At 47.9% G+C, this 20,003-nt stretch carries 22 protein-coding genes; all 22 read left to right on the plus strand.

Annotation, left to right across the window (positions count from 1 at the left end; translation table 11 throughout):
- Positions 1-2 precede the first annotated feature (2 nt).
- The 22 genes from aroH to AB432_RS13185 all read left to right on the plus strand — a co-directional run bounded on the left by aroH (position 3) and on the right by AB432_RS13185 (position 19,997).
- Positions 3-380, plus strand: a complete 378-nt coding sequence (aroH, locus tag AB432_RS13080) for a chorismate mutase (protein ID WP_048032642.1) — start codon at positions 3-5, stop codon at positions 378-380.
- A 289-nt stretch (positions 381-669) separates the two neighbouring features.
- Complete coding sequence (trpE, locus tag AB432_RS13085) at positions 670-2,184, plus strand: anthranilate synthase component I (RefSeq protein ID WP_048032643.1); 1,515 nt, start codon at positions 670-672, stop codon at positions 2,182-2,184.
- Positions 2,178-3,203 carry an anthranilate phosphoribosyltransferase gene (trpD, locus tag AB432_RS13090; RefSeq protein ID WP_048032644.1) on the plus strand — a complete coding sequence of 342 codons (1,026 nt, stop codon included), beginning with the start codon at positions 2,178-2,180 and terminating at the stop codon, positions 3,201-3,203. The genes trpE and trpD overlap by 7 nt, the downstream gene beginning before the upstream one ends.
- Positions 3,193-3,993: an indole-3-glycerol phosphate synthase TrpC gene (gene trpC / locus AB432_RS13095; protein WP_048032645.1), complete on the plus strand. Its 801-nt coding sequence runs from the start codon at positions 3,193-3,195 to the stop codon at positions 3,991-3,993. The genes trpD and trpC overlap by 11 nt, the downstream gene beginning before the upstream one ends.
- The gene (locus tag AB432_RS13100; protein WP_048032646.1) at positions 3,990-4,658 is read left to right on the plus strand and encodes a phosphoribosylanthranilate isomerase; all 669 of its coding nucleotides are present in this window, start codon (positions 3,990-3,992) and stop codon (positions 4,656-4,658) included. The genes trpC and AB432_RS13100 overlap by 4 nt, the downstream gene beginning before the upstream one ends.
- Complete coding sequence (gene trpB, locus AB432_RS13105; RefSeq protein WP_048032647.1) at positions 4,621-5,841, plus strand: tryptophan synthase subunit beta; 1,221 nt, start codon at positions 4,621-4,623, stop codon at positions 5,839-5,841. The genes AB432_RS13100 and trpB overlap by 38 nt, the downstream gene beginning before the upstream one ends.
- 2 nt (positions 5,842-5,843) lie before the next feature.
- On the plus strand, positions 5,844-6,662 hold the full coding sequence (gene trpA, locus AB432_RS13110) for a tryptophan synthase subunit alpha (protein ID WP_048032648.1): 819 nt from the start codon (positions 5,844-5,846) through the stop codon (positions 6,660-6,662).
- A gap of 29 nt (positions 6,663-6,691) precedes the next feature.
- The gene (hisC, locus tag AB432_RS13115; RefSeq protein WP_048032649.1) at positions 6,692-7,786 is read left to right on the plus strand and encodes a histidinol-phosphate transaminase; all 1,095 of its coding nucleotides are present in this window, start codon (positions 6,692-6,694) and stop codon (positions 7,784-7,786) included.
- 69 nt (positions 7,787-7,855) lie between these two features.
- The gene (locus tag AB432_RS13120; RefSeq protein ID WP_048035791.1) at positions 7,856-8,959 is read left to right on the plus strand and encodes a prephenate dehydrogenase; all 1,104 of its coding nucleotides are present in this window, start codon (positions 7,856-7,858) and stop codon (positions 8,957-8,959) included.
- Positions 8,960-9,048: 89 nt separating this feature from the next.
- Positions 9,049-10,332, plus strand: a complete 1,284-nt coding sequence (gene aroA, locus AB432_RS13125; RefSeq protein WP_048032650.1) for a 3-phosphoshikimate 1-carboxyvinyltransferase — start codon at positions 9,049-9,051, stop codon at positions 10,330-10,332.
- A gap of 318 nt (positions 10,333-10,650) precedes the next feature.
- Positions 10,651-11,772: an amidohydrolase family protein gene (locus AB432_RS13130; protein ID WP_048032651.1), complete on the plus strand. Its 1,122-nt coding sequence runs from the start codon at positions 10,651-10,653 to the stop codon at positions 11,770-11,772.
- Positions 11,773-11,920: 148 nt separating this feature from the next.
- Positions 11,921-12,511, plus strand: a complete 591-nt coding sequence (locus AB432_RS13135) for an RNA polymerase sigma factor (protein WP_007716581.1) — start codon at positions 11,921-11,923, stop codon at positions 12,509-12,511.
- The gene (locus AB432_RS13140; RefSeq protein ID WP_048032652.1) at positions 12,508-13,158 is read left to right on the plus strand and encodes a zf-HC2 domain-containing protein; all 651 of its coding nucleotides are present in this window, start codon (positions 12,508-12,510) and stop codon (positions 13,156-13,158) included. Before AB432_RS13135 ends, AB432_RS13140 begins: the two co-directional genes overlap by 4 nt.
- Before the next feature lie 128 nt (positions 13,159-13,286).
- Positions 13,287-14,234, plus strand: a complete 948-nt coding sequence (locus tag AB432_RS13145) for a tetratricopeptide repeat protein (RefSeq protein ID WP_048032653.1) — start codon at positions 13,287-13,289, stop codon at positions 14,232-14,234.
- A 103-nt stretch (positions 14,235-14,337) separates the two neighbouring features.
- Positions 14,338-15,456: a hypothetical protein gene (locus tag AB432_RS13150; protein WP_048032654.1), complete on the plus strand. Its 1,119-nt coding sequence runs from the start codon at positions 14,338-14,340 to the stop codon at positions 15,454-15,456.
- Between the two features lie 9 nt (positions 15,457-15,465).
- Complete coding sequence (locus AB432_RS13155) at positions 15,466-15,681, plus strand: IDEAL domain-containing protein (RefSeq protein WP_007716588.1); 216 nt, start codon at positions 15,466-15,468, stop codon at positions 15,679-15,681.
- A gap of 89 nt (positions 15,682-15,770) precedes the next feature.
- On the plus strand, positions 15,771-16,193 hold the full coding sequence (locus AB432_RS13160) for a DUF2487 family protein (RefSeq protein ID WP_048032655.1): 423 nt from the start codon (positions 15,771-15,773) through the stop codon (positions 16,191-16,193).
- A 252-nt stretch (positions 16,194-16,445) separates the two neighbouring features.
- Positions 16,446-16,964, plus strand: a complete 519-nt coding sequence (locus AB432_RS13165) for a Rieske (2Fe-2S) protein (RefSeq protein WP_007716590.1) — start codon at positions 16,446-16,448, stop codon at positions 16,962-16,964.
- A gap of 1 nt (position 16,965) precedes the next feature.
- Entirely contained in the window at positions 16,966-17,637 is a 672-nt protein-coding gene (qcrB, locus tag AB432_RS13170) for a menaquinol-cytochrome c reductase cytochrome b subunit (protein ID WP_012686173.1), read from the plus strand.
- A 28-nt stretch (positions 17,638-17,665) separates the two neighbouring features.
- Complete coding sequence (locus AB432_RS13175) at positions 17,666-18,457, plus strand: menaquinol-cytochrome c reductase cytochrome b/c subunit (RefSeq protein WP_048032656.1); 792 nt, start codon at positions 17,666-17,668, stop codon at positions 18,455-18,457.
- Between the two features lie 76 nt (positions 18,458-18,533).
- Positions 18,534-19,133, plus strand: coding sequence for a DUF1405 domain-containing protein (locus tag AB432_RS13180; protein WP_048032657.1), 600 nt, complete (start codon positions 18,534-18,536; stop codon positions 19,131-19,133).
- A 48-nt stretch (positions 19,134-19,181) separates the two neighbouring features.
- Positions 19,182-19,997 carry a sporulation protein YpjB gene (locus AB432_RS13185; RefSeq protein WP_048032658.1) on the plus strand — a complete coding sequence of 272 codons (816 nt, stop codon included), beginning with the start codon at positions 19,182-19,184 and terminating at the stop codon, positions 19,995-19,997.
- Positions 19,998-20,003: the final 6 nt, after the last annotated feature.

Here is a 20,003-nt window from a genome sequence, read left to right on the forward strand (position 1 = left end):
GGATGGGAATGAGAGGAATCAGAGGCGCGGTCACGGTGGAAGCCGATACGCGCGAAGAGATTGTCTCCTCTACAAAATGGTTGTTGGAGGAAATGGTAGCCCGCAATGAAGTAAACCCCGAAGACATTGGCAGCATCATTATCACGACGACAGAGGACCTCTGTGCGACCTTCCCTGCTCAAGCGGCCCGCCTGCTTGAAGGAGAAGCTTGGCAATACGTTCCACTCATGTGCGCAAGAGAAATCCCGGTGCCGGGTGGCTTGCCACTTTGTATTCGTGTCATGATGCATGTGAATACGGACAAGACAGCAAAAGACATTCATCACGTCTTTTTGCGTGAAGCAGTCAAGCTACGCCCGGATTTGACAAATCGCGGTTGACAATTAGGGCGCTCTCTTTTACCATAAGTGAAACGAGAGCGCCTCGTTTTTTCCGGTAATAAGCAAAAGCCGGCTGAGAGCAGAGAATGAGTTGAGCAGAGTTGAGATGAGTTAGGTTGAGGAGAGAAGAGAAGGCTGGGTACATATTGACACCCAATCCAGGTCTCTTTGTCTGGATTTTTTTGTATACAAAAATTTCTCCCCCCTACCTCTCGCTCTAGAAGCGGGTGTAGAAAAGGTGGATGCCTCATTCCCTTTTCTCTCCCACTAATTGAGGAGATGAGAGTCCATGTATTTCCCTTCCCTTGCCGAGGTTAAGACCCTCTCGGCGTCGTATTCCCTTATTCCTGTAAGCATGAAACTGTTAGCGGATCAGGAGACACCGATTCGCTTGTATCAGAAGATTCGTAAAAGTGATTCCTTTTTGCTGGAGAGCGTAGAAGGTGGTGCGCGTTGGGCGCGTTTTTCGTTCATTGGCATGAATCCTTTTCAAATCGTAGAAGCAAAGGGTGAAGAAATCACCGTTTCCTATCGCACAGGTGAAAAGCTTGTCCAGACAGGAAATCCCGTCTCCTTTTTGCGTGAAGAAACCGATCGCTACAAAAGCCCGAAGCTACCCGGGCTGCCTCGTCTCAGTGGTGGTGCGGTAGGCTTTTTCGGTTACAATACGCTACGCTACTTCGAAAATTTGCCAGCACATCGCAAGGAAGCTGTACGAGTGCCGGATATGCGCTTTCTGTTTGTTGATGAGATGATCGCCTTTGATCATTTGAAGCAAGAAATTCAATTGATTGTGAACCTCCATGTGGAGCCAGGCGACACCGAAGACATTATTGGCGAAAAATACAAGCAAGTTTGCGAACGAATCGAGGAGATGGCTACCAAAGTTTCGGCTCCGCTTGAAATGGATCAACGCATTCAAGTAGCAGCAGATACACCAGCGCCATTGACAGTACAGCCAAATATGACGCGTGAACAATACGAGCAGCTAGTCGTGCAGGCGAAAGAATACATCGCAGCCGGCGACATTTTTCAAGTCGTGTTGTCCCAACGTTTTTCCGTAAAGACAGATGTCGATCCTTTTGCGGTATATCGATTGCTGCGTACGTTGAACCCTTCCCCATATATGTACTATCTCGAATACGAGGGCGAGACAGTCGTCGGGACTTCACCAGAACTACTCGTGCGTGTGGAAGATGAAAAAGTAGAGATGCGGCCGATTGCAGGAACGCGGAAAAGAGGGGCAACCCCACAAGAAGATGCTGTGTTGGCGGCTGATCTTTTGGCAGATAAAAAGGAGAGAGCCGAGCACTACATGCTGCTGGATCTAGGACGCAACGATGTAGGAAAGGTCTCTGCATACGGAAGCGTGAAAGTGGAAGAAGCATTGGTGATTGAAAACTACTCCCATGTGATGCATATGGTTTCGCATGTGACCGGCAAGCTTCGTGAGGGACTCCACGCTTTCGATGCATTGCTGAGTGCTTTTCCGGCTGGTACAGTATCTGGTTCTCCCAAGCTGCGGGCGATGGAAATTATTGCAGAGCTCGAACCTGATGCACGTCATCTGTATGCGGGAGCAATTGGCTACATTTCGTTTGATGGTTCACTCGATAGCTGCATCACGATTCGAACGTTGTTCTTTCAGGATGGATACGCGCATGTACAGGCAGGTGCAGGCATCGTAGCGGATTCGGTCCCTGCGAGTGAATATCAAGAGACGGTGAACAAAGCAGCAGCGATGCTCTCTGCGTTAGAAAGAGCGGAACAGTTGTTTGTCAGAAAGGTGGAGTTGTCATGCTAACATACGCGCTGGAACAAATTCTGCTTGGGAAGCACTTAACACGGACGGTTGCAGAAGAGGCCATGGGCGAGATTATGGACGGAAAGGCAACTCCGGCTCAGATTGGTGCATTTTTAGCGAGTCTTCGCTTGAAGGGCGAGCAAGTGGAAGAGATTATCGGTTTTGCCAAAGCCATGAGAGCGCGGGCGATGAGTTTTCCGATCGATCTGCCAGGTCTGGTAGACACTTGCGGTACAGGTGGAGATGGAAGTCATACCTTTAACATTTCGACGGCGAGTGCAATTGTCGCAGCAGCGGACGGTGTACGCATCGCCAAGCACGGGAATCGAGCGGTTTCCAGCAAAAGCGGTAGTGCGGATGTGTTAGAAGCGTTGGGAGTGCCCGTCAATTTATCTCCAAAAGACGCCGCAGACTGCCTGCGTATGACCAATCTCTGCTTCCTGTTCGCTCCCCTGTACCACCAAGCGATGAAGCATGCGGCTGGACCGCGAAAAGAATTGGCGATTCGTACGGTGTTTAATTTACTGGGACCATTGACGAATCCAGCAGGCGCCAGCCATCAGCTGATGGGCGTGTACGATGCCAAGCTGCTTCCAAGTGTAGCCGCAGTCTTACACGAGCTCGATGTGAACAGAGCGCTCGTTGTAGCAGGCTCGGATGGACTGGATGAATTAACCGTCACGGGAACGAGCCATATTGCCGAGTTGCGGGATGGGCGGATTTTGACATATGAAATCGAGCCAGAGCAGTTCGGTTTGCGCAGACATGAAAAGGATGCGTTGCGTGGCGGTGATGCCAATGAGAATGCGAAGATCATTCACGACGTGTTTTCCGGCGCACGTGGGGCAGCACGCGATATCGTTTTGCTGAATGCGGGCGCGATCCTCTACCTCGCAGATCGAGTTAGCTCGATTGAAACAGGGGTTATACGTGCAGCGGAACTGATCGACGGCGGACTGGTCATGCGAAAGCTCGAGCACGTTCGTCACATTGCAGGAGGTATGATTCATGCTTCGTAAAATCGTAGAAAAGAAACGCGAAGAGATCGCACGTCTTTATACAGAAACAACGGTTTCAGCATTGCTATTGGCAACGAAGGAAGTCCAGCGTCCACGCGGATTTCGTCAAGCATTGGAGACGAGCGTACGGCCTGTAAGCGTGATTGCTGAAGTGAAAAAAGCATCCCCTTCAAAAGGGTTAATCCGACCTGATTTCCAGGCAGTAACCATCGCGAAGGCTTATCAGGCCGCTCGCGCAGAATGCTTGTCTGTTTTGACAGACGAGTCCTTTTTTCAAGGGAGCTTGAGCTATCTACGGCAAATTCACGAAGCAATTGATCGTCCGTTACTCAGAAAAGACTTTCTTCTGGATGAAATTCAAGTCGTGGAAGCAAGAGCAGCAGGCGCTGATTGCGTGTTGCTCATTGCTGCCATTCTCGATCGGGAAACGCTTCGCCACCTGAACCAAACTGCCGAGGATCTAGGCATGGATGTACTGGTTGAGGTCCATGACAAACGAGAGTGCGAGCTTGTTTTTCAAGCAATGGAACCCAAATTGCTCGGGATCAACAATCGAAACTTAAATACGTTTCAGACTGACCTGGCCGTTACGCATGAATTGATTGCAGAACTGCCTGCGTCATTGACAATCGTGAGCGAAAGTGGGATTTCGACACCAGCGGATATTGAGAATGTACGAAGTGCAGGTGCCCGGGCTGTGCTGGTTGGAGAGCATTTCATGCGCCAAACAGACGTAGAGCGCGCAGTCATTGATCTAGTGGGAGAAGCAGCACCGGGGGTGAGTGTATGACTCGTTTGAAAATATGTGGAATTAAGCGAGCGGAAACACTTGCGCTGTTAAAAGAGCTGGAAGTCGATTACGTAGGCCTTGTTTTTGCCCCAAGTAAGCGACAAGTAGATGCGCAAACTGCTGGACAATTGCTTGCAGCCGTACCGGGCCATCCTCCTGCTGTTGGTGTGTTCGTTAATCCGACGATGGAAGAGCTGGAGAATGTGCTTAGCGAGGCACCGTTATCCGTGATCCAATTGCATGGACAGGAGACGCCACAATTTTGCCAGCAAGTTCGGGAGCGGTTTGCTATACCGGTGTGGAAGGCATTGGCAGTTGGCGGTGAAGCGGATGCTGCTCAAGAGATCCAAACCTATCGAGGCATTGTCAGTGCCTTTCTATTTGATACGTATGACCCTGGTCAAGCAGGTGGCACAGGGAAAAAGTTTTCGTGGGAGCAAATCCCGACTTTGCAAGCAGCATGCGAGGAAGCAGACTGCATCATTGCTGGAGGGATTCATGCGGAGAATGTCGGAGAATTAACGGGACAATATCGAGCAGGGATAGTCGATGTGTCCAGTGGAGTAGAGACAGGTGGCGAAAAAGACGCCGAGAAAATTAAAACATTGGTGGAGAGGGTGAAGGCGCATGAACAACATTCAAACAACTACGCGAGTCGTGCCTGACGAAAACGGAAGATTTGGTGCCTTCGGAGGCAAGTTTATTCCGGAAACCTTGATGAACGCGGTGACAGAGCTCGAGATCGCTTTTGAAGAAGCACGTCGTGACCCTGCATTTGTTCAAGAATTGAATGGACTGCTCAGCGAGTATGCTGGACGCCCAACCCCGCTCACCTATGCAGAGCGTTTGACGAATGAGGTCGGTGGCGCCCAAATCTATTTGAAAAGAGAAGATCTCAACCATACGGGAGCACATAAATTGAACAATGCTTTGGGCCAAGCATTGCTTGCCAAGCGCATGGGCAAAAAATCAATTATTGCTGAAACAGGCGCTGGTCAGCATGGAGTGGCAAGTGCAACCGTTGCGGCAAAGCTCGGACTCTCTTGCAAAGTGTTCATGGGGGAAGAAGATATTCGTCGCCAGTCGTTGAATGTTTTTCGGATGAAGCTTCTTGGTGCCGAAGTTATCCCTGCGGTATCCGGCTCTCGTACTCTTAAGGATGCGACAAATGAAGCGATTCGTCATTGGGTTTCTCACGTAGATGAAACGTTTTATGTCATCGGATCTGTTGTTGGTCCACATCCATACCCGTACATGGTTCGCGAATTCCAAAAAATTATTGGAGAAGAGACGCGCAGTCAAGTTCTGCAAATGCTCAGAAGGCTTCCAGATGAGGTTGTTGCTTGCGTCGGTGGCGGCAGTAATGCGATTGGCATGTTTTATCCGTTCATTCAGGATGAGTCTGTCGCGCTCAGAGGGGTAGAAGCGGCAGGGAAAGGAATCGATACCGAAAAGCATGCGGCAACGCTAACGCTTGGGCGCCCGGGAGTCATCCACGGTTCCTTAACTTACTTGTTGCAGGATGAATGCGGACAGGTGCAAGAAGCGCATTCGATTTCGGCTGGCTTGGATTATCCAGGGGTAGGACCCGAGCACGCCTATCTTAAAGACAGTGGAAGAGTGACCTATACATCCGTAACAGATGCGGAAGCACTCGAGGCAGTACAAGTGCTTTGCCAAACGGAAGGCATCATTCCGGCGCTGGAGAGCGCACATGCGATAGCTGAAGCGATAAAACGGGCGAAAGAGATGTCTTCAGACAAAATACTGGTTATCTGTTTATCTGGTCGAGGCGACAAGGACGTACTGACTATTCAAGAAGCGCTGACAACAGAAGGGGGAGAGTAATCATGGCGACAGTTCTGAATAGAATCGATCAATTATTCGCGGATCGTGATCGCAAAAGATTCATTCCATTTCTAACGGTAGGCGATCCTTCCATAGAAGCAACTTTCCAACTCGTAAAAGCGATGGTCGAAGCAGGAGCAGATCTTATCGAGCTCGGCGTCCCTTACTCCGATCCTTTAGCAGATGGCCCAACGATACAACGGGCTTCTGAGCGCGCACTGAAAAATGGCGTGACGATCGGTGATGCCTTGCAATTGGTCAAAAGGCTCCGCGAATCAGGTATGGAGGCTTCCGTTGTCCTGTTCACCTACTTCAATCCAGTTTTACAATATGGTATCGAGCGCTTTTTTGCCGATCTCGCTGCGTATGGTGCTGACGGTGTTGTCATTCCTGATTTGCCGATTGAGGAAAATGGTCCAGCAGTAACCGCGGCAAAACAGCATGGCATTCATGTCATTTCGCTCGTGGCCCCAACTTCCAGTTCCAGAATCAATACGATCGGCGAGCAAGCAACCGGATTTCTTTATTGTGTTTCGTCGCTTGGTGTGACGGGTGCCCGCGCGGACCTGCGAGAGGATTTGGCAGATTTTCTGGAACGAGTAAAGGCCAGCACATCGGTTCCTACGGCGGTAGGCTTCGGAATATCCACGCCGGATCAGGTACGAGCAGTAGCCCCCCATACGAATGGTGTCATTGTGGGAAGTGCCATTGTTCAGCAAATCGAGGAACATGCTGAGCAACTGAAAGACCCAAAACAGATGCCACAAGCTGTAGAAAAAATAAAAACCTTTGTACATCAGTTAGCCAGTGCGCTACAATAGTGGGAAAAATGTGACTGGAGTGAACGTGGATGCAACCGAAACAACGCATACTCAATGCCCCGGTATATCAACCTGGCAAGCCCATTGATGACGTGAAACGTGAATATGGTTTGACTGAAGTCATCAAGCTGGCGTCCAACGAAAATCCTTTTGGTTCCTCACCGAAGGCCAAAGCCGCCATTGCGGAACAGTTGGACAATTTGGCCCTTTATCCAGACGGAGCAAGCCTTAATCTACGCTGGGATCTTGCTGACTTCCTCGGGGTCAAACCAGGCCAATTGTTTTTCGGCAACGGGTCTGATGAAATTCTGTTGATGATCTCTCGTGCTTTTTTGAGTGAAGGAACAAATGCAGTCATGGCGACGCAAACGTTCTCGCAATATCGCTCAAATGGGATTATTGAAGGAGCAGACTTGATTGAGGTGCCGTTGAAAGATGGCGTTCACGATCTCGAAGCGATGGCGGCTGCCGTCAACGAGCAAACAAAGGTCGTATGGGTATGTAACCCGAACAATCCGTCTGGCACGATTGTAACAACAACCGAGTTGGAAGCTTTTATGAAAAAGGTTCCCAAAAATGTGCTCGTCGTTTTGGATGAGGCTTACTACGAGTATGTGGTTGATCCAGAATATCCACAAACAGTACCGATGCTCGCGGAGTATCCGAACCTGATTATTTTGCGTACGTTCTCCAAAATCTACGGTCTGGCTGCGCTTCGTATCGGCTACGGGATCGCGTCAGAAGAGCTCATTTCCTCTCTGGAACATGTGCGTGAGCCGTTCAATACAGGCACACTTGGCCAAGTAGCAGCACGTGCTGCGTTACAAGACCAGGAATTTGTGAAATCATGCCGCGATCGTAACCGTGAAGGCATGAAGCAGTTTACCGATTCCTTTGACGAGTGGGGGCTTTCCTACTATCCATCACAAACCAACTTCATCTTGGTTGATTTGAAAAAGGATTCCGATGAGGTATTCAAAAAGCTGCTCTCTCAAGGTATCATCGTTCGCTCTGGTAATGCATTAGGCTTCCCAGGTTTTCAACGTATTACGATCGGGACCAAAGAGCAAAATGATAAGATTCTTTCTGTCTTAAAAGAAATCGTGACTGGAGCATTGAAATAGAGGACGAAGATGCCGGGCATGCCTCGGCATCTTTGTCTAAGAGAGATGAAGGAAGGATAGAGAGTGGAGATGAACAAAACCACCATTACTGTCATCGGCGTCGGGTTGATTGGCGGCTCAATCGCGCTGTCCATGCGACGTGATCCAAATATTCGGGTAGTCGGCTACGATTTACGGCAGGATTGTTTGGATAAAGCACTGACTCTTGGCGTCATTCATGCCGGCACAACTGATTTGCAGACCGCCGTTCGAGAAGCAAATGTCATTTTCCTCGCATCACCTGTAGAGCAAATCGTTGCAACCATCCGCTCGTTAGTGGAAATGGAGCTGCAGCCAGGTGTCATCATTACGGATGTTGGCAGTACAAAAGCAGGTATTGTCAAACAAGCGGTGGATGTCATTCCCGATCATGTTACGTTTATTGGTGGACATCCGATGGCTGGCTCGCATAAATCCGGCGTGGAAGCTGCTTCAGACCGTCTTATGGAAAACGCCTATTATGTTTTGACACCAGCGCCGGGAACATCTGAAGAAAAAGTAAAGCAATTGTCTGATCTCCTTACACTGACGCGCGCAAAAGTCGTGCAAATGGACGCGGCTTCGCATGATCAGGTCGTGGGTGCAGTCAGCCATTTCCCGCACATTCTCGCTTCTGCTCTGGTCAATCTGGTGGCAGGGTACGAAGAGGAAAATGCTTGGCATGCAACGCTTGCTGCTGGTGGTTTCCGAGACATTACGCGCATTGCATCGAGCAATCCTCAGATGTGGCGTGACATTTTACTGCAAAACCGTGATCCGATCCTGAAAATTGCAAAAGATTGGGCCAACGCATTGGAAGATGTCGTTCACCTTGTAGAACAGGGAGATCCAGAAGGAATCGAGCATTTCTTCAAAACGGCACGAGAATTCCGCGACAGCTTGCCTGAGCGCAAAACGGGTGCATTGCCTCCATTGAACGATTTGTATATCGATATCCCCGACAACCCGGGTGAAATTGGACGAATTACGACACTATTGGGAGCAAGAGATATCAACATCACGAATCTTCAAATCAGAGAGACACGAGAAGACGTATATGGGGTGCTACGGATTACGTTCCATTCGCAGCAAGAGTTGGAAAAGGGAGAGGAAGTTCTTCGCTTTTTCGATTACAATGTATACAAGCGCACATAAAGTTTTTTATGCAAACACACTTTACAACGAAGACGCTTCACAGTGCGACTGATGATCTGGGAGAGCGTGAAAGAGAAGGAGTGGAAGCAATGCTTCGCGTACAACAAGCCAAACAAATCAAAGGTACCGTTCGTGTGCCAGGAGATAAATCCATTTCCCATCGTGCAGTTATGTTTGGAGCTCTAGCAGAAGGAACGACAACCATTGAAGGCTTTTTGCCGGGTGCCGATTGCTTGAGCACGATTAGCTGCTTTCGTCGGATGGGAATCGAGATTGAACAACAGGGAGATGCCGTAACTGTACAAGGAAAAGGCTGGTATGGCTTGCAGGAACCATCTCAACATTTGGATGTAGGGAACTCCGGTACGACCATTCGCTTACTGGCAGGGATCATGGCGACACAGCCTTTCCATGTGGTGATGGAAGGCGATGAGTCGATTGCCAAAAGACCAATGCGCCGTGTGATCGGACCGCTCCGTCAAATGGGTGCCAAAATCGATGGAAGAAAAGACGGCGAGTACACACCGTTATCCATTCGAGGCGGGGATCTTCAAGGGATCGCGTTTCAATCTCCAGTTGCAAGTGCACAAGTAAAGTCTGCGATTATGCTGGCCGGGTTGCAGGCAAAAGGTGTGACGAGTGTAACAGAGCCGCATTTATCTCGTGATCATACAGAGCGTATGCTGCAAGCATTTGGTGTGCAAGTTGTGCGTGATGGCTTGACCGTTTCAGTAGAAGGCGGACAAAAGCTGAAGGGCCGTGCCATCTCTGTTCCTGGTGACATTTCTTCCGCTGCCTTTTTGATTGCTGCCGTAATGGTTGTACCAGGCAGCTCTCTTCTGATTGAAAATGTCGGAATCAACCCAAGCCGTACGGGAATTATCGATGTTGTCAAGGCGATGGGGGGAAGCCTGGAGCTTTTGAATGAGCGAGTCGTAAATGAAGAGCCGGTTGCAGACCTCCTCGTGACTCATTCGGAGTTGCACGGTATTGAAATTGCGGGAGATATCATTCCGCGTCTGATTGACGAAATTCCGGTGATTGCGGTCATGGCAACGCAGGCCAAAGGACAAACCGTTATCCGTGATGCCGAAGAACTGAAAGTAAAGGAGACAGACCGTATTGCCACGGTGGTTAGTCAACTGTCCAAATTCGGTGCTAGGGTCACACCTACAGAGGACGGAATGATCATCGAAGGAAAGGTTGGATTGACAGGAGCAGTCATCGATAGCATGGGGGATCACCGAATTGGCATGGCGATGGCGATCGCGGGTCTCGTTGCCGAGGGTGAGACGAAAATCGAAAATGATGAGGCGATTGATGTATCGTTCCCTGGCTTCCATGATTTGCTTGTGAAAATCAGCCAATCATAAAGAATGAAAGAGAAGTCTGTGCCTTTATAGGGTAGCAGGCTTCTTTTTTGGTGCAAAGACAAGCGTTCCGAATTTTAGCAAAAATGATTTGACAAGCGCTTACATTCCGTTTATTATAAAACTACAGTATGGTTTCTCTCCACTCCTATCCAATATAAGAAAGCACGTGTGTGCTACCGTCGTTTGAATGCGCTTACATCAACGGCGGTCTTTTTTTGTTTAAAAAGCGTTTTGGCTCGAATGAGTAATTTTTCCCCTTTCTGTGCATATGCTCGTACAAGGGTAGTGTGTGCATGAGAAGCGGGAGGGGGACGAGCTATGCTGGAGCGAGGGATGGTCATACGTGGGGGAACGATTGTTACAGCACTAGGAATAAAAGAAGCAGATATTTGGATCCGTCATGGGAAAATTGTACGAATTGCCAAAGATACCTTGACGAAAACCCCCTTCAACGATTTATATGAAGAAATTGATGCTACCGATATGTATCTTTTGCCCGGTTTCGTCGCACTCCCGACACATTCGTTGTATAAAATCAAAGAGGTAGATGTTTATATAGAAACCATGCGAAATCTCATCAGATCGGGATGTACAAGCCTGGTAGATGTCTTCCGGCCAGAGCGTTGGATGAGCAGACCGCAAATTCACTATCAACAAACTCAGCATTTCAACAGCTTGTTGGATTATGTTTGGCACGTGGAAATCGATGTCGCCGATCTTCACGGTGACCGCTTAGCGGAGTGGATTAACCATGGTTATTCTTCGTTTCATGTCACGATTCGAAATCCAGAAGAAATTTCCACAATAAAATGGGAAACGCTTTTGCAACTTCATACGTCTAAACATACGATCCTGCACATGCAGGTACAAAATGATCCGTTTTTAAAAAAAGAACAACGGGAACTCATTCGACAGATTTGGATGGAGGCTACTCGTTATTGGCGGTTACGCACAGTCATTACAGATTCGCAAGCGGCCTTTCATTTTGAAGAAAATGACCCGTACCTGCATATCTTTCGTTTACCTGCTGAAGTGACGGATCAAGGTCTTCGTCAATTACATCGTCATTGGTTTGGGAGCTGGCAAGTAGCGTCTCCGATTCACGATGTGCGGATTGATACACGAAAGAGCTGGTGTACGCCTGAAGAATTGCTTTGCTTACTAGTCAGGCTCACTTCGACAAATGTTGCAAAAGCAATTGGACTGTATCCGCGAAAAGGAAGCTTGACAACTGGCGCAGACGCTGATATCGTTTTCCTGAAAAAGGAAAACTGGTTGACAAAGAATGATCTTTCCACTATTCTCAATTTTAGTGAAATGCATCTTCCAACATCTGTTATGTCGAACGGTAAATGGATATATCGAAATATGCGATTTATCCCTTTGATTGGTATGGGTAAGTGCTTAATCAACACGAAGCCCTACGCTTATGTCATATAACCCCAGTTTGGGGGTTTTTTCGTGAATGGTTTCCAGCAGACAGACGAGAAAAAGAATCGTAAGGTCGCGCAACTTTTTACATCCCCAGCAGTCTAATTATGCAAAAGGCCGCTGAGGGATCGGAATCGCAAGGAGGTAATCTCTGATCATGACCGATTCCCAGCTTATCCGAGAGATTAAAGAAGGTAATCTGGAATGCTATGCTGAACTGATTCGTCGATATGAAAAAAAGATCCTCTCATTTGTCACTCATCTTTTGCGTCAGGCACATTTAGAGCATATAGCAGAGGATATATGTCAGGAGACGTTTTACAAGGCGTATAAGAGCATTCATTCTTTCCGAGATGTAGAAGCTACATTCTCCACCTGGCTCTATACGATTGCACGCAACTCCGTACTTAGTGAATTGCGCAAGAGCCGCAATTCTGACGTGTATCTGGATGATACGTTGCAAGTGCCTATGGCATCTCCCAAGACACTGCCTGAGCAAGTTCTGCTCCGGAATGAACGGGAGAGCATGGTAAGACTGGCAATCAACAGTTTGCCAGAGAAGCAACGCTCAGCACTGATATTACGTGAGTACGAACAAATGGATTACACAGAAATCGCTACGATTCTGGATTTAACAGTGAGCTCTGTGAAGTCTCTACTGTTTCGAGCGCGGCAAAGTATTCGTGGACAGTTGGAAAACTACATCCTGGACCCTCATTTGGATGAAGCTGAAGGGATGAATCGATGATGAGATGTGAAGAAGTTCAGGAAATACTGCCTGAATACGCCGAAAATCTGTTGCCTGAGGTGACCCAACGCCGGGTTGATCACCATATGGCTGCATGCTATGCCTGTCGTTCCGACTATGAGATTTGGTCGGACAGTGGTGAGTGGATGGAAATGGATAAAGAAGAATACCATTCTGTAACTCCATCACGTTCCATTGTAGACGCGGTGATGGCCCGTATTTTATCGGAAGAGCAGTGGGCGATCCCGATTGGCAGAAAAATTTTCAGCGTCACAGCGAGAATGCGACGCATGGGTGCGAGTGTAGCTGTTTTGTTGCTGATGGTCTTTTCGTTCACTTTATACGTGAATACAAGTACTACAGAGCATGCAAATTCGCTCGTTATTAATGGAGAAGTCATGGAGATTAACACGCCAAAAGCGCAAGTCATTTCTTCTTCCATGCAAACAGACGACGGTACATACGTGGTAGAAGCACAGCCATATACGTCGCAAGGAGACACTCTGGAACATGCTACTGCTTCGATCGTACCGCTCGATGGAAAGCCGACTTCTACTGAATTAGCCAAGCCGAATTACAGCATTGTACTTAGTATTTTTGGAATCCTTATTACTGTTCTTACAATGAGCTGGCTAACGCGCGCATAATGGTATATGATCAAGAGTAAAAGAAAAGACCGTCTTCGGACGGTCTTTTGTGGCTATTTTATTAGAGTGGTTGTTCAGCAAGCACGTAGAGCAACAAGGCCACGCAAAATACATATGAGGTGAAAGAAATGCCGAAAAAGTGGCTGTATGTCATAGACGAAGCGATCAAGCGGATCGAAAACGATGAAGTGGAGTTGGGCTTGACCGCTCTACAAAAGGTTCAGGAGCATGGAAAAGATTTGCCGGATGTCATGATGTATTTGGCGGAGGTCTGGTATCGACTCGGTCATTTGGAAGAGGCTAGTCAATTGCTGACAGATGTCATGGCTAAAAATCCGCAAATGGATTCCACTTTGCGCAGAGAATGCCAGCTGCTGTTAGCGGAGATTGCTTTGGATTCCAGTGATTTTGAGACGGCGCAACACCTTCTCTATGAATGTAAAGAATCTGGCTTCGAAAGCATCCAGCTTGACTTGTTGTTAGCGGATCTGTATTCGCTCCAAGATTTGGATGAAGTAGCGGTCAAGTATTTGGAGCAAGCAAGACTAAAGGAGCCAGACAACCAAGATATTATGGCTGCGCTGGGTAATTTGTATTTCCGTATTGGAGAAGACGAGAAAGCAATGAAGCTCCTGGAACAAGCCGGGGATGAAAGTCTGTCCATGCTTTTGACGAAGGGGCGCTCGTACGCTCAAAGCGGTCAATTCGAACAGGCGTACCACGTATTCCGTCAGGCGCTGGTCATGGATCGTTCGCCAGAAGTACTCTACGGATGCGCACTGATGGCATTCCACGTAGGACGACTAGATGAAGCAGCAGAACTGGTCAGCAGCTTGCAAGCGGTCGACGAGGAGTATGTAGCTGCTTACCCATTAGCCGCTGATGTGAATCTTTCGATGGGGAAAACAGAAGCAGCTATCGAGGCTTTGAAGCAATATGTGTCTTTGTCCGGATTCGATTTGGATCAAATCCGCAGGCTGATTGCCCTTTTGACGCAAGCCGGACGTTATGACGAAGCGAAAGAATACCAGCAGCTTCATGATCTGTGGGACCATGAATCCGACGAGGAACAATAAAAAGTAGACAAACAGGAAGTCACTTCGGTGGCTTCCTGTTTATTTTTCCGCATTTTGGCAAGAATGAGAGACAAGTAAGCCATCGTAAAGAAGGGATGCACAGATGAACTTGGCTGAGATCTTGGTGTACACCGATATCCGGCAGCTCCATCAGATTGCCAACCATTACGGATGCGAATGCAACCCTCATTCCAAAAACGAATTGATTACGTCGCTGTTGTCTAGCTTGAGGCACAGGTTGACAATCTCTCAAGAAGTTGAGCAGCTGAGCAGTGCAGAAACCCATTTTTTGCTCCAATTGTTCCTGGACAAGCGAACGGTCATGTCGCTTGAGGATTTGTTGGCGAAAGCCGGGGTGGCACTGGAGTGTGAAAAGGAAAAAAAGCAGGAGGAAGGACGGAAGTTTGTCGCAGCTGCAATGAAGCGAGGATGGATTTTTCCGGCGAAAAGTAAAACCGTAGGGCAGTATCAAATTCCGCTGGATATCCGTGAGCCGTACTTGCAAGCGTGGCTGACAAAGTGGCGTGAGTCAAACGCACTGCTTCATCCCGGTCCGCAAGCTTACAGGGATGAAGGAACAGCACTATGCGATGATATCATGCAATTTTTACAATTTCTCCAGCAGGAGCCAGTACCGCTCACCGCAGAAGGTGGCATGTACAAACGTCACCAGCAGCAGCTTTTTCAATTTTTGTACGTAAAAGAAGAGCCGCTATTGCCGCAAAAATGGCGCTTTGGGTACGGTCTGCATTTTGATTTATACCCTGACCGTTTTTCCTTGCTCTATGATTTCTGCTACTATCACCGATGGATTGTAGAAGTGGACGGCAAGGTAGCAGTAACGGATGCAGGGAGGGAGCGACTGGAGCAACCGTATAACGATCAATTGTACCATGATGTCATTCGCTTCTGGATGAGGCTGTACAAACGGGCTGTCCCGAACTTGCCGATGCTGGTTCAGCTCATTCCGATGATCGCGTCGGGTGGCTGGGTAAGTCAGCAATCGCTGATGGACACGCTGCTCCATTGGATGAAAGAGTTTTACTACGATTCGCCTACAGATATATTGGTGAATCGGGTATGCAAAATGATGGTACATCTAGGATTGTTGCGCGTCGGCCAAGACGAACAGGGGCAGTGGTTATACACCGCAACGTATGCGAGCCAGACTTGGCTTCGAAAATACAATGGTTTTACCGAAACGACTATTTTATTGAAGTGAGGGATGGGTATGGAGTGGCCGAATTTCTATTCCAACGCGTACGGAACGAACAATCAAATGGTTTCCGGTTTGTTATCTGAAATGGTGATCGACGAGCAAATGCGTCAATACCGCAAGCGCACGCTAATCCAGGAGATTGATGAGGCACTTGCATCAAAAAACAAAGAGCTGTTTTTGCGCTTAACAGACGAATTAAAAGAAATCATGGCTTACGAGCAAGCCTAAATACATAATCGTCTGCGTTATTGCGAGTCTCCAACCATTCATGGTACGCTTATTTCCAGAAATGAACAAGGAAATGAGGAGACGGCTCTATGCAGTGGAACTTGAATGATTTTGAAAACTGGGAGGAGTTGCGGTCCTTTGTGGATACCGCGCTGCTCCCTCTTTATTTGTACAACTCGGACAGAAAAGTAGAAGAGCATGTTGTACGCATGAACTACTTATTAAATGTAGCCGCCGGGATTGAGCAGCGACTCAAGGGACGTGTGCTGCTATTTCCGTTAAGCTATCAAATCGGAGAAGAGCAGCTAGATCAACGAACGCCAGCGGAATTCCCCTATAAAGTACTGCTTCATTTTCGCGGAGAACAGATTCAATTAAAGGACCGAGCGGAAGAAGGTGTGCTGACCTTATTGGTAGGGGATGAAGATCTGGAATCTTCATTGCGTTTTGAAGTGACTGTGGATGTGCTGTACAAAGAGGTCATCAAGCTGTGGCAAAACGGGCGGGGATAATCATTTTGACATAGAAAAGAGACGCAATAGAGAAAGCGTTTTCCGGTAATACTACAGAAAAATGGGTGGGGCAAGGTCTTAAATTTGACAATCTGGCAACAATATCCTGTCACACATCGTTTGGGTAAAGACATGTCCACTGGACATTCTTGACATCTTTATAGGCGTTAGCTATGATTGGGATTGACCTAGTGTATATGTATGAAAATGCCATCGTAGCGCTATTTTACAGGATAAGGAGGGAAAAAAGATATGGGAGACAAACGCGAAATTTCCAGGCGTACATTTTTGAACTACGCCCTGATGGGAACTGGCGGATTCCTTGCTGCGGGAATGATCACCCCAATGATTCGCTTTGCGGTAGACCCCCTTCTGCAAGGACATGCAGGTGGAGATAAAGTAGCTGTCGGCAGTCCGGATGAGTTTAGTGCCGTGCCAAAACGCGTAGAATTCAAAGTCCATACCAAGGACGGTTGGTATGAATCAGAATCTACACTTACTGCATGGGTTACCAAGAACGACAAGGGTGAGATTCTTGCTCTGTCCCCGATCTGTAAGCACTTAGGGTGTACGGTTGACTGGGGAACTGGCCCAGGACAACCAAATGAGTACTTCTGTCCATGCCACATGGGTCGTTATTCGATCAATGGCGAGCACATTTTGGGAACGCCACCGACGGCTTCTCTTGATGAGTATGAGACAGAAGTCAAAGATGGAAAATTGTATTTAGGTAAAGTAAAAGCAAATCCTCGTCCGGGGGTGAACGGCTAAAATGATGCAAAAAATGTATGATTGGGTCGACGAGCGCTTAAACATCACTCCGATGTGGCGTGACTTGGCTGACCACGAAGTACCTGAGCACGTGAACCCGGCACATCATTTTTCAGCTTTTGTTTACTGCTTTGGTGGACTTACGTTCTTTATTACCGTTATTCAAATCTTGTCTGGTATGTTCTTGACGATGTACTATGTACCAGACGTTATCAATGCTTACGAATCCGTTAAGTACCTCCAGAACGAAGTAGCGTTCGGGGTAATCGTACGCGGTATGCATCACTGGGGTGCCAGCTTGGTAATCGTGATGATGTTCCTACATACTCTGCGTGTATTCTTTACAGGTGCATACAAAAAGCCGCGTGAATTGAACTGGGTAGTCGGCGTACTGATTTTCTTCGTTATGCTGGGCCTCGGTTTCACAGGTTATCTCTTGCCTTGGGATAACACCGCATACTTTGCGACCAAAGTAGGTGTGCAGATCGCTGACTCTGTACCTTTCATCGGACCATATGTGAAAACTTTGCTCACAGGCGGAGACATTCTAGGGGCACAAACCCTTACCCGTTTCTTCGCGATTCACGTGTTCTTCCTCCCAGGCGCACTGCTTGGTCTGTTGGGAGCTCACTTTGTTATGATCCGTTCGCAAGGTATCTCGGGTCCACTATAATCGGTCTTCGAAAAAAGGAGGAAATAGCATGGCAAAACAAGATAAAGATGCTACCTTCGTCGGAGATTCCCGAGTATCGGCGAAGCGTATTCCAAACATTTCTCCATCCTACTCCGACTTTCCAGGTAAAAACGAGCCGTTTTGGCCAAACTTCCTGTTGAAAGAGTGGATGGTGGCAGCCGTTTGCTTGGTTGGTTTCCTTGTGTTAACGGTTTCACACCCGTCGCCGTTAACTGACAAAGCAAACCCGAATGATACTTCATTCATTCCGTTGCCAGACTGGTACTTCTTGTTCCTGTATCAAATGCTGAAATATCCTTGGGCTGCAGGGGATTGGGTCGTACTCGGTACCGTTGTCGTACCAGGTATCGCATTTGGTGCACTGATGTTGGCGCCTTGGTTGGATACCAGCAAAGAGCGTCGTCCTAGCAAACGTCCAGTTGCTACAGGTTTGATGCTGACTGCGCTCGTTGGTATTTTCTACCTGACTTGGGCAGCGAACCATGAATATCATCTAGCTCACCCAGATAAAGGGAAAGGAACTGGTGGCAAACAAGGATCTAGTGCAACTGCACCTGCTCCGGCTGACACCAGCTTTACAGCAGATGCGCTTTGGAAAGCGCAAACAAGCTGTATGGGATGCCATGGTAAAAACATGGAGGGTGGCATGGGTCCAAACCTCCAGAAAATCGGTGCAACTTTGGATGCAGCCAAGATTACTGATGTCATCAAGAACGGTAAAGGCGCAATGCCAGGCGGTATGATCAAAGATGATGCAGAAATCGCAAAGCTAGCTGAATACATGGCTGGCTTGAAATAAGCTAATAGGGGAAAAGCTGGCTGGTAATGCGGTCAGCTTTTTCGTTAGCGGCGTACACAGCGGGAGACGATTATAGATGATCTGGATATGGGAGTGGTTTCGGCAATCTTTGGGCAAAAGGTGGTTTCTTTGGACGCTGTTCTTCGTCAACTTTTTGGGAACCATATATGGATTTATCTGGTATGGTAACCAATTGGCTGAGACACCAGCATATTTAATTCCTTTTGTCCCGGACAGCCCGACAGGTAGCGGACTTTTTTCGCTTGTACTCCTTACCTATTTGTTGGGTCGCCACATTCCTGTACTGGAAGCTTTGGCTGGCATCACCAATTTTAAGTATGGTGTCTGGGCCGTTTGCATTATCGTGGCTGGTTGGTTGATGGGCAATGAAGTGCGTTGGACAGACGTGATGCTGATCATTTCCCACACCGGCATGGCTGTGGAATCTGTTTTATATGCGCGTTTTTACAAGCTAAGTCTTCTGCCGGTGGGAATCGCTGCGCTGTGGACACTGAATAATGATTTTCTCGATTACGTCATGGACATCCATCCGTGGCTGCCGAGTGTACTGGATCCATATGAGGGCTTCGTTGGGTTGTTTACGGTTCTTCTCAGTCTGATCTCGATCTCGGTGATCTGGTGGGTGAATATGAAGTATACGACAAATAAGGTCTAATCTTGTCCTCCTTTCCATAGGCTGTACTAGGGAAGGAGGTTATTTGCGTTGAAGAAAAACATCCGGTTTCTATCATTCTTTCTCATGATCGGGTTGTTCTTGTCGTGGCCCATTCATAATTTGTATTCGAAGCTGAATCAACCGATAGAAGAAAAGCAATTGGCAGCATTGGACCAAATTGCGCATGAGTTACTGACGTATGCAAAAAAGGGAGATCTTGAAGGGGCAGAACAGCGCATTGTACAGCTCGCAGAACGATTCCCGAACCAGCATTTGCCCAATCCGATCCGAATTGAGAGTCTGAATGCAGTGACACAGTCCATACTGGCAGCCAAGCAAAGCTTTGCTTCCGCAAACGCAAGTGAACAGCAATTGCTGTGGCATGCCACGCGGGTCCGTATCGCCATAGACGCACTGACGCATGATCACCAGCCAATGTGGCGTAGCTACTATCCTTCGCTCGTCACACAGGTTCAAAACCTGCAGCTAACGGCTGTTGAGCGGAATTTTAGCCAGTTTCGCGAACAGTTCGATGAAAATTACCGATTATTTTTGGCGATTAAACCGGGAATGAGTATTCAGCTTCCAGAGGGGCAAATGTCCTCGATTACGGTGGCGTACGATATCATATCCAAAGAGATGCGAAACAGCCAGGTAGATTGGCAGTTGGTACGAGAGGCGTTGCGAGAACTGAACAGCTCTTTTCAAGTGGCTTTTGTGGGAGAAGAAAAGAGTACATTTGCTCGTCTAATGATGCGGCCAGATTCACCTATTGTCATTCTCGCATCGATTTCGATTGCTTTGATCATGGCCTTGTCTTATGTGGCGTGGAAGAAATATGATGGAGAAATCCGTTCGACGTAATAGACA

Source organism: Brevibacillus brevis (assembly GCF_001039275.2).
GTDB classification, from domain to species: Bacteria; Bacillota; Bacilli; order Brevibacillales; family Brevibacillaceae; genus Brevibacillus; species Brevibacillus brevis_C.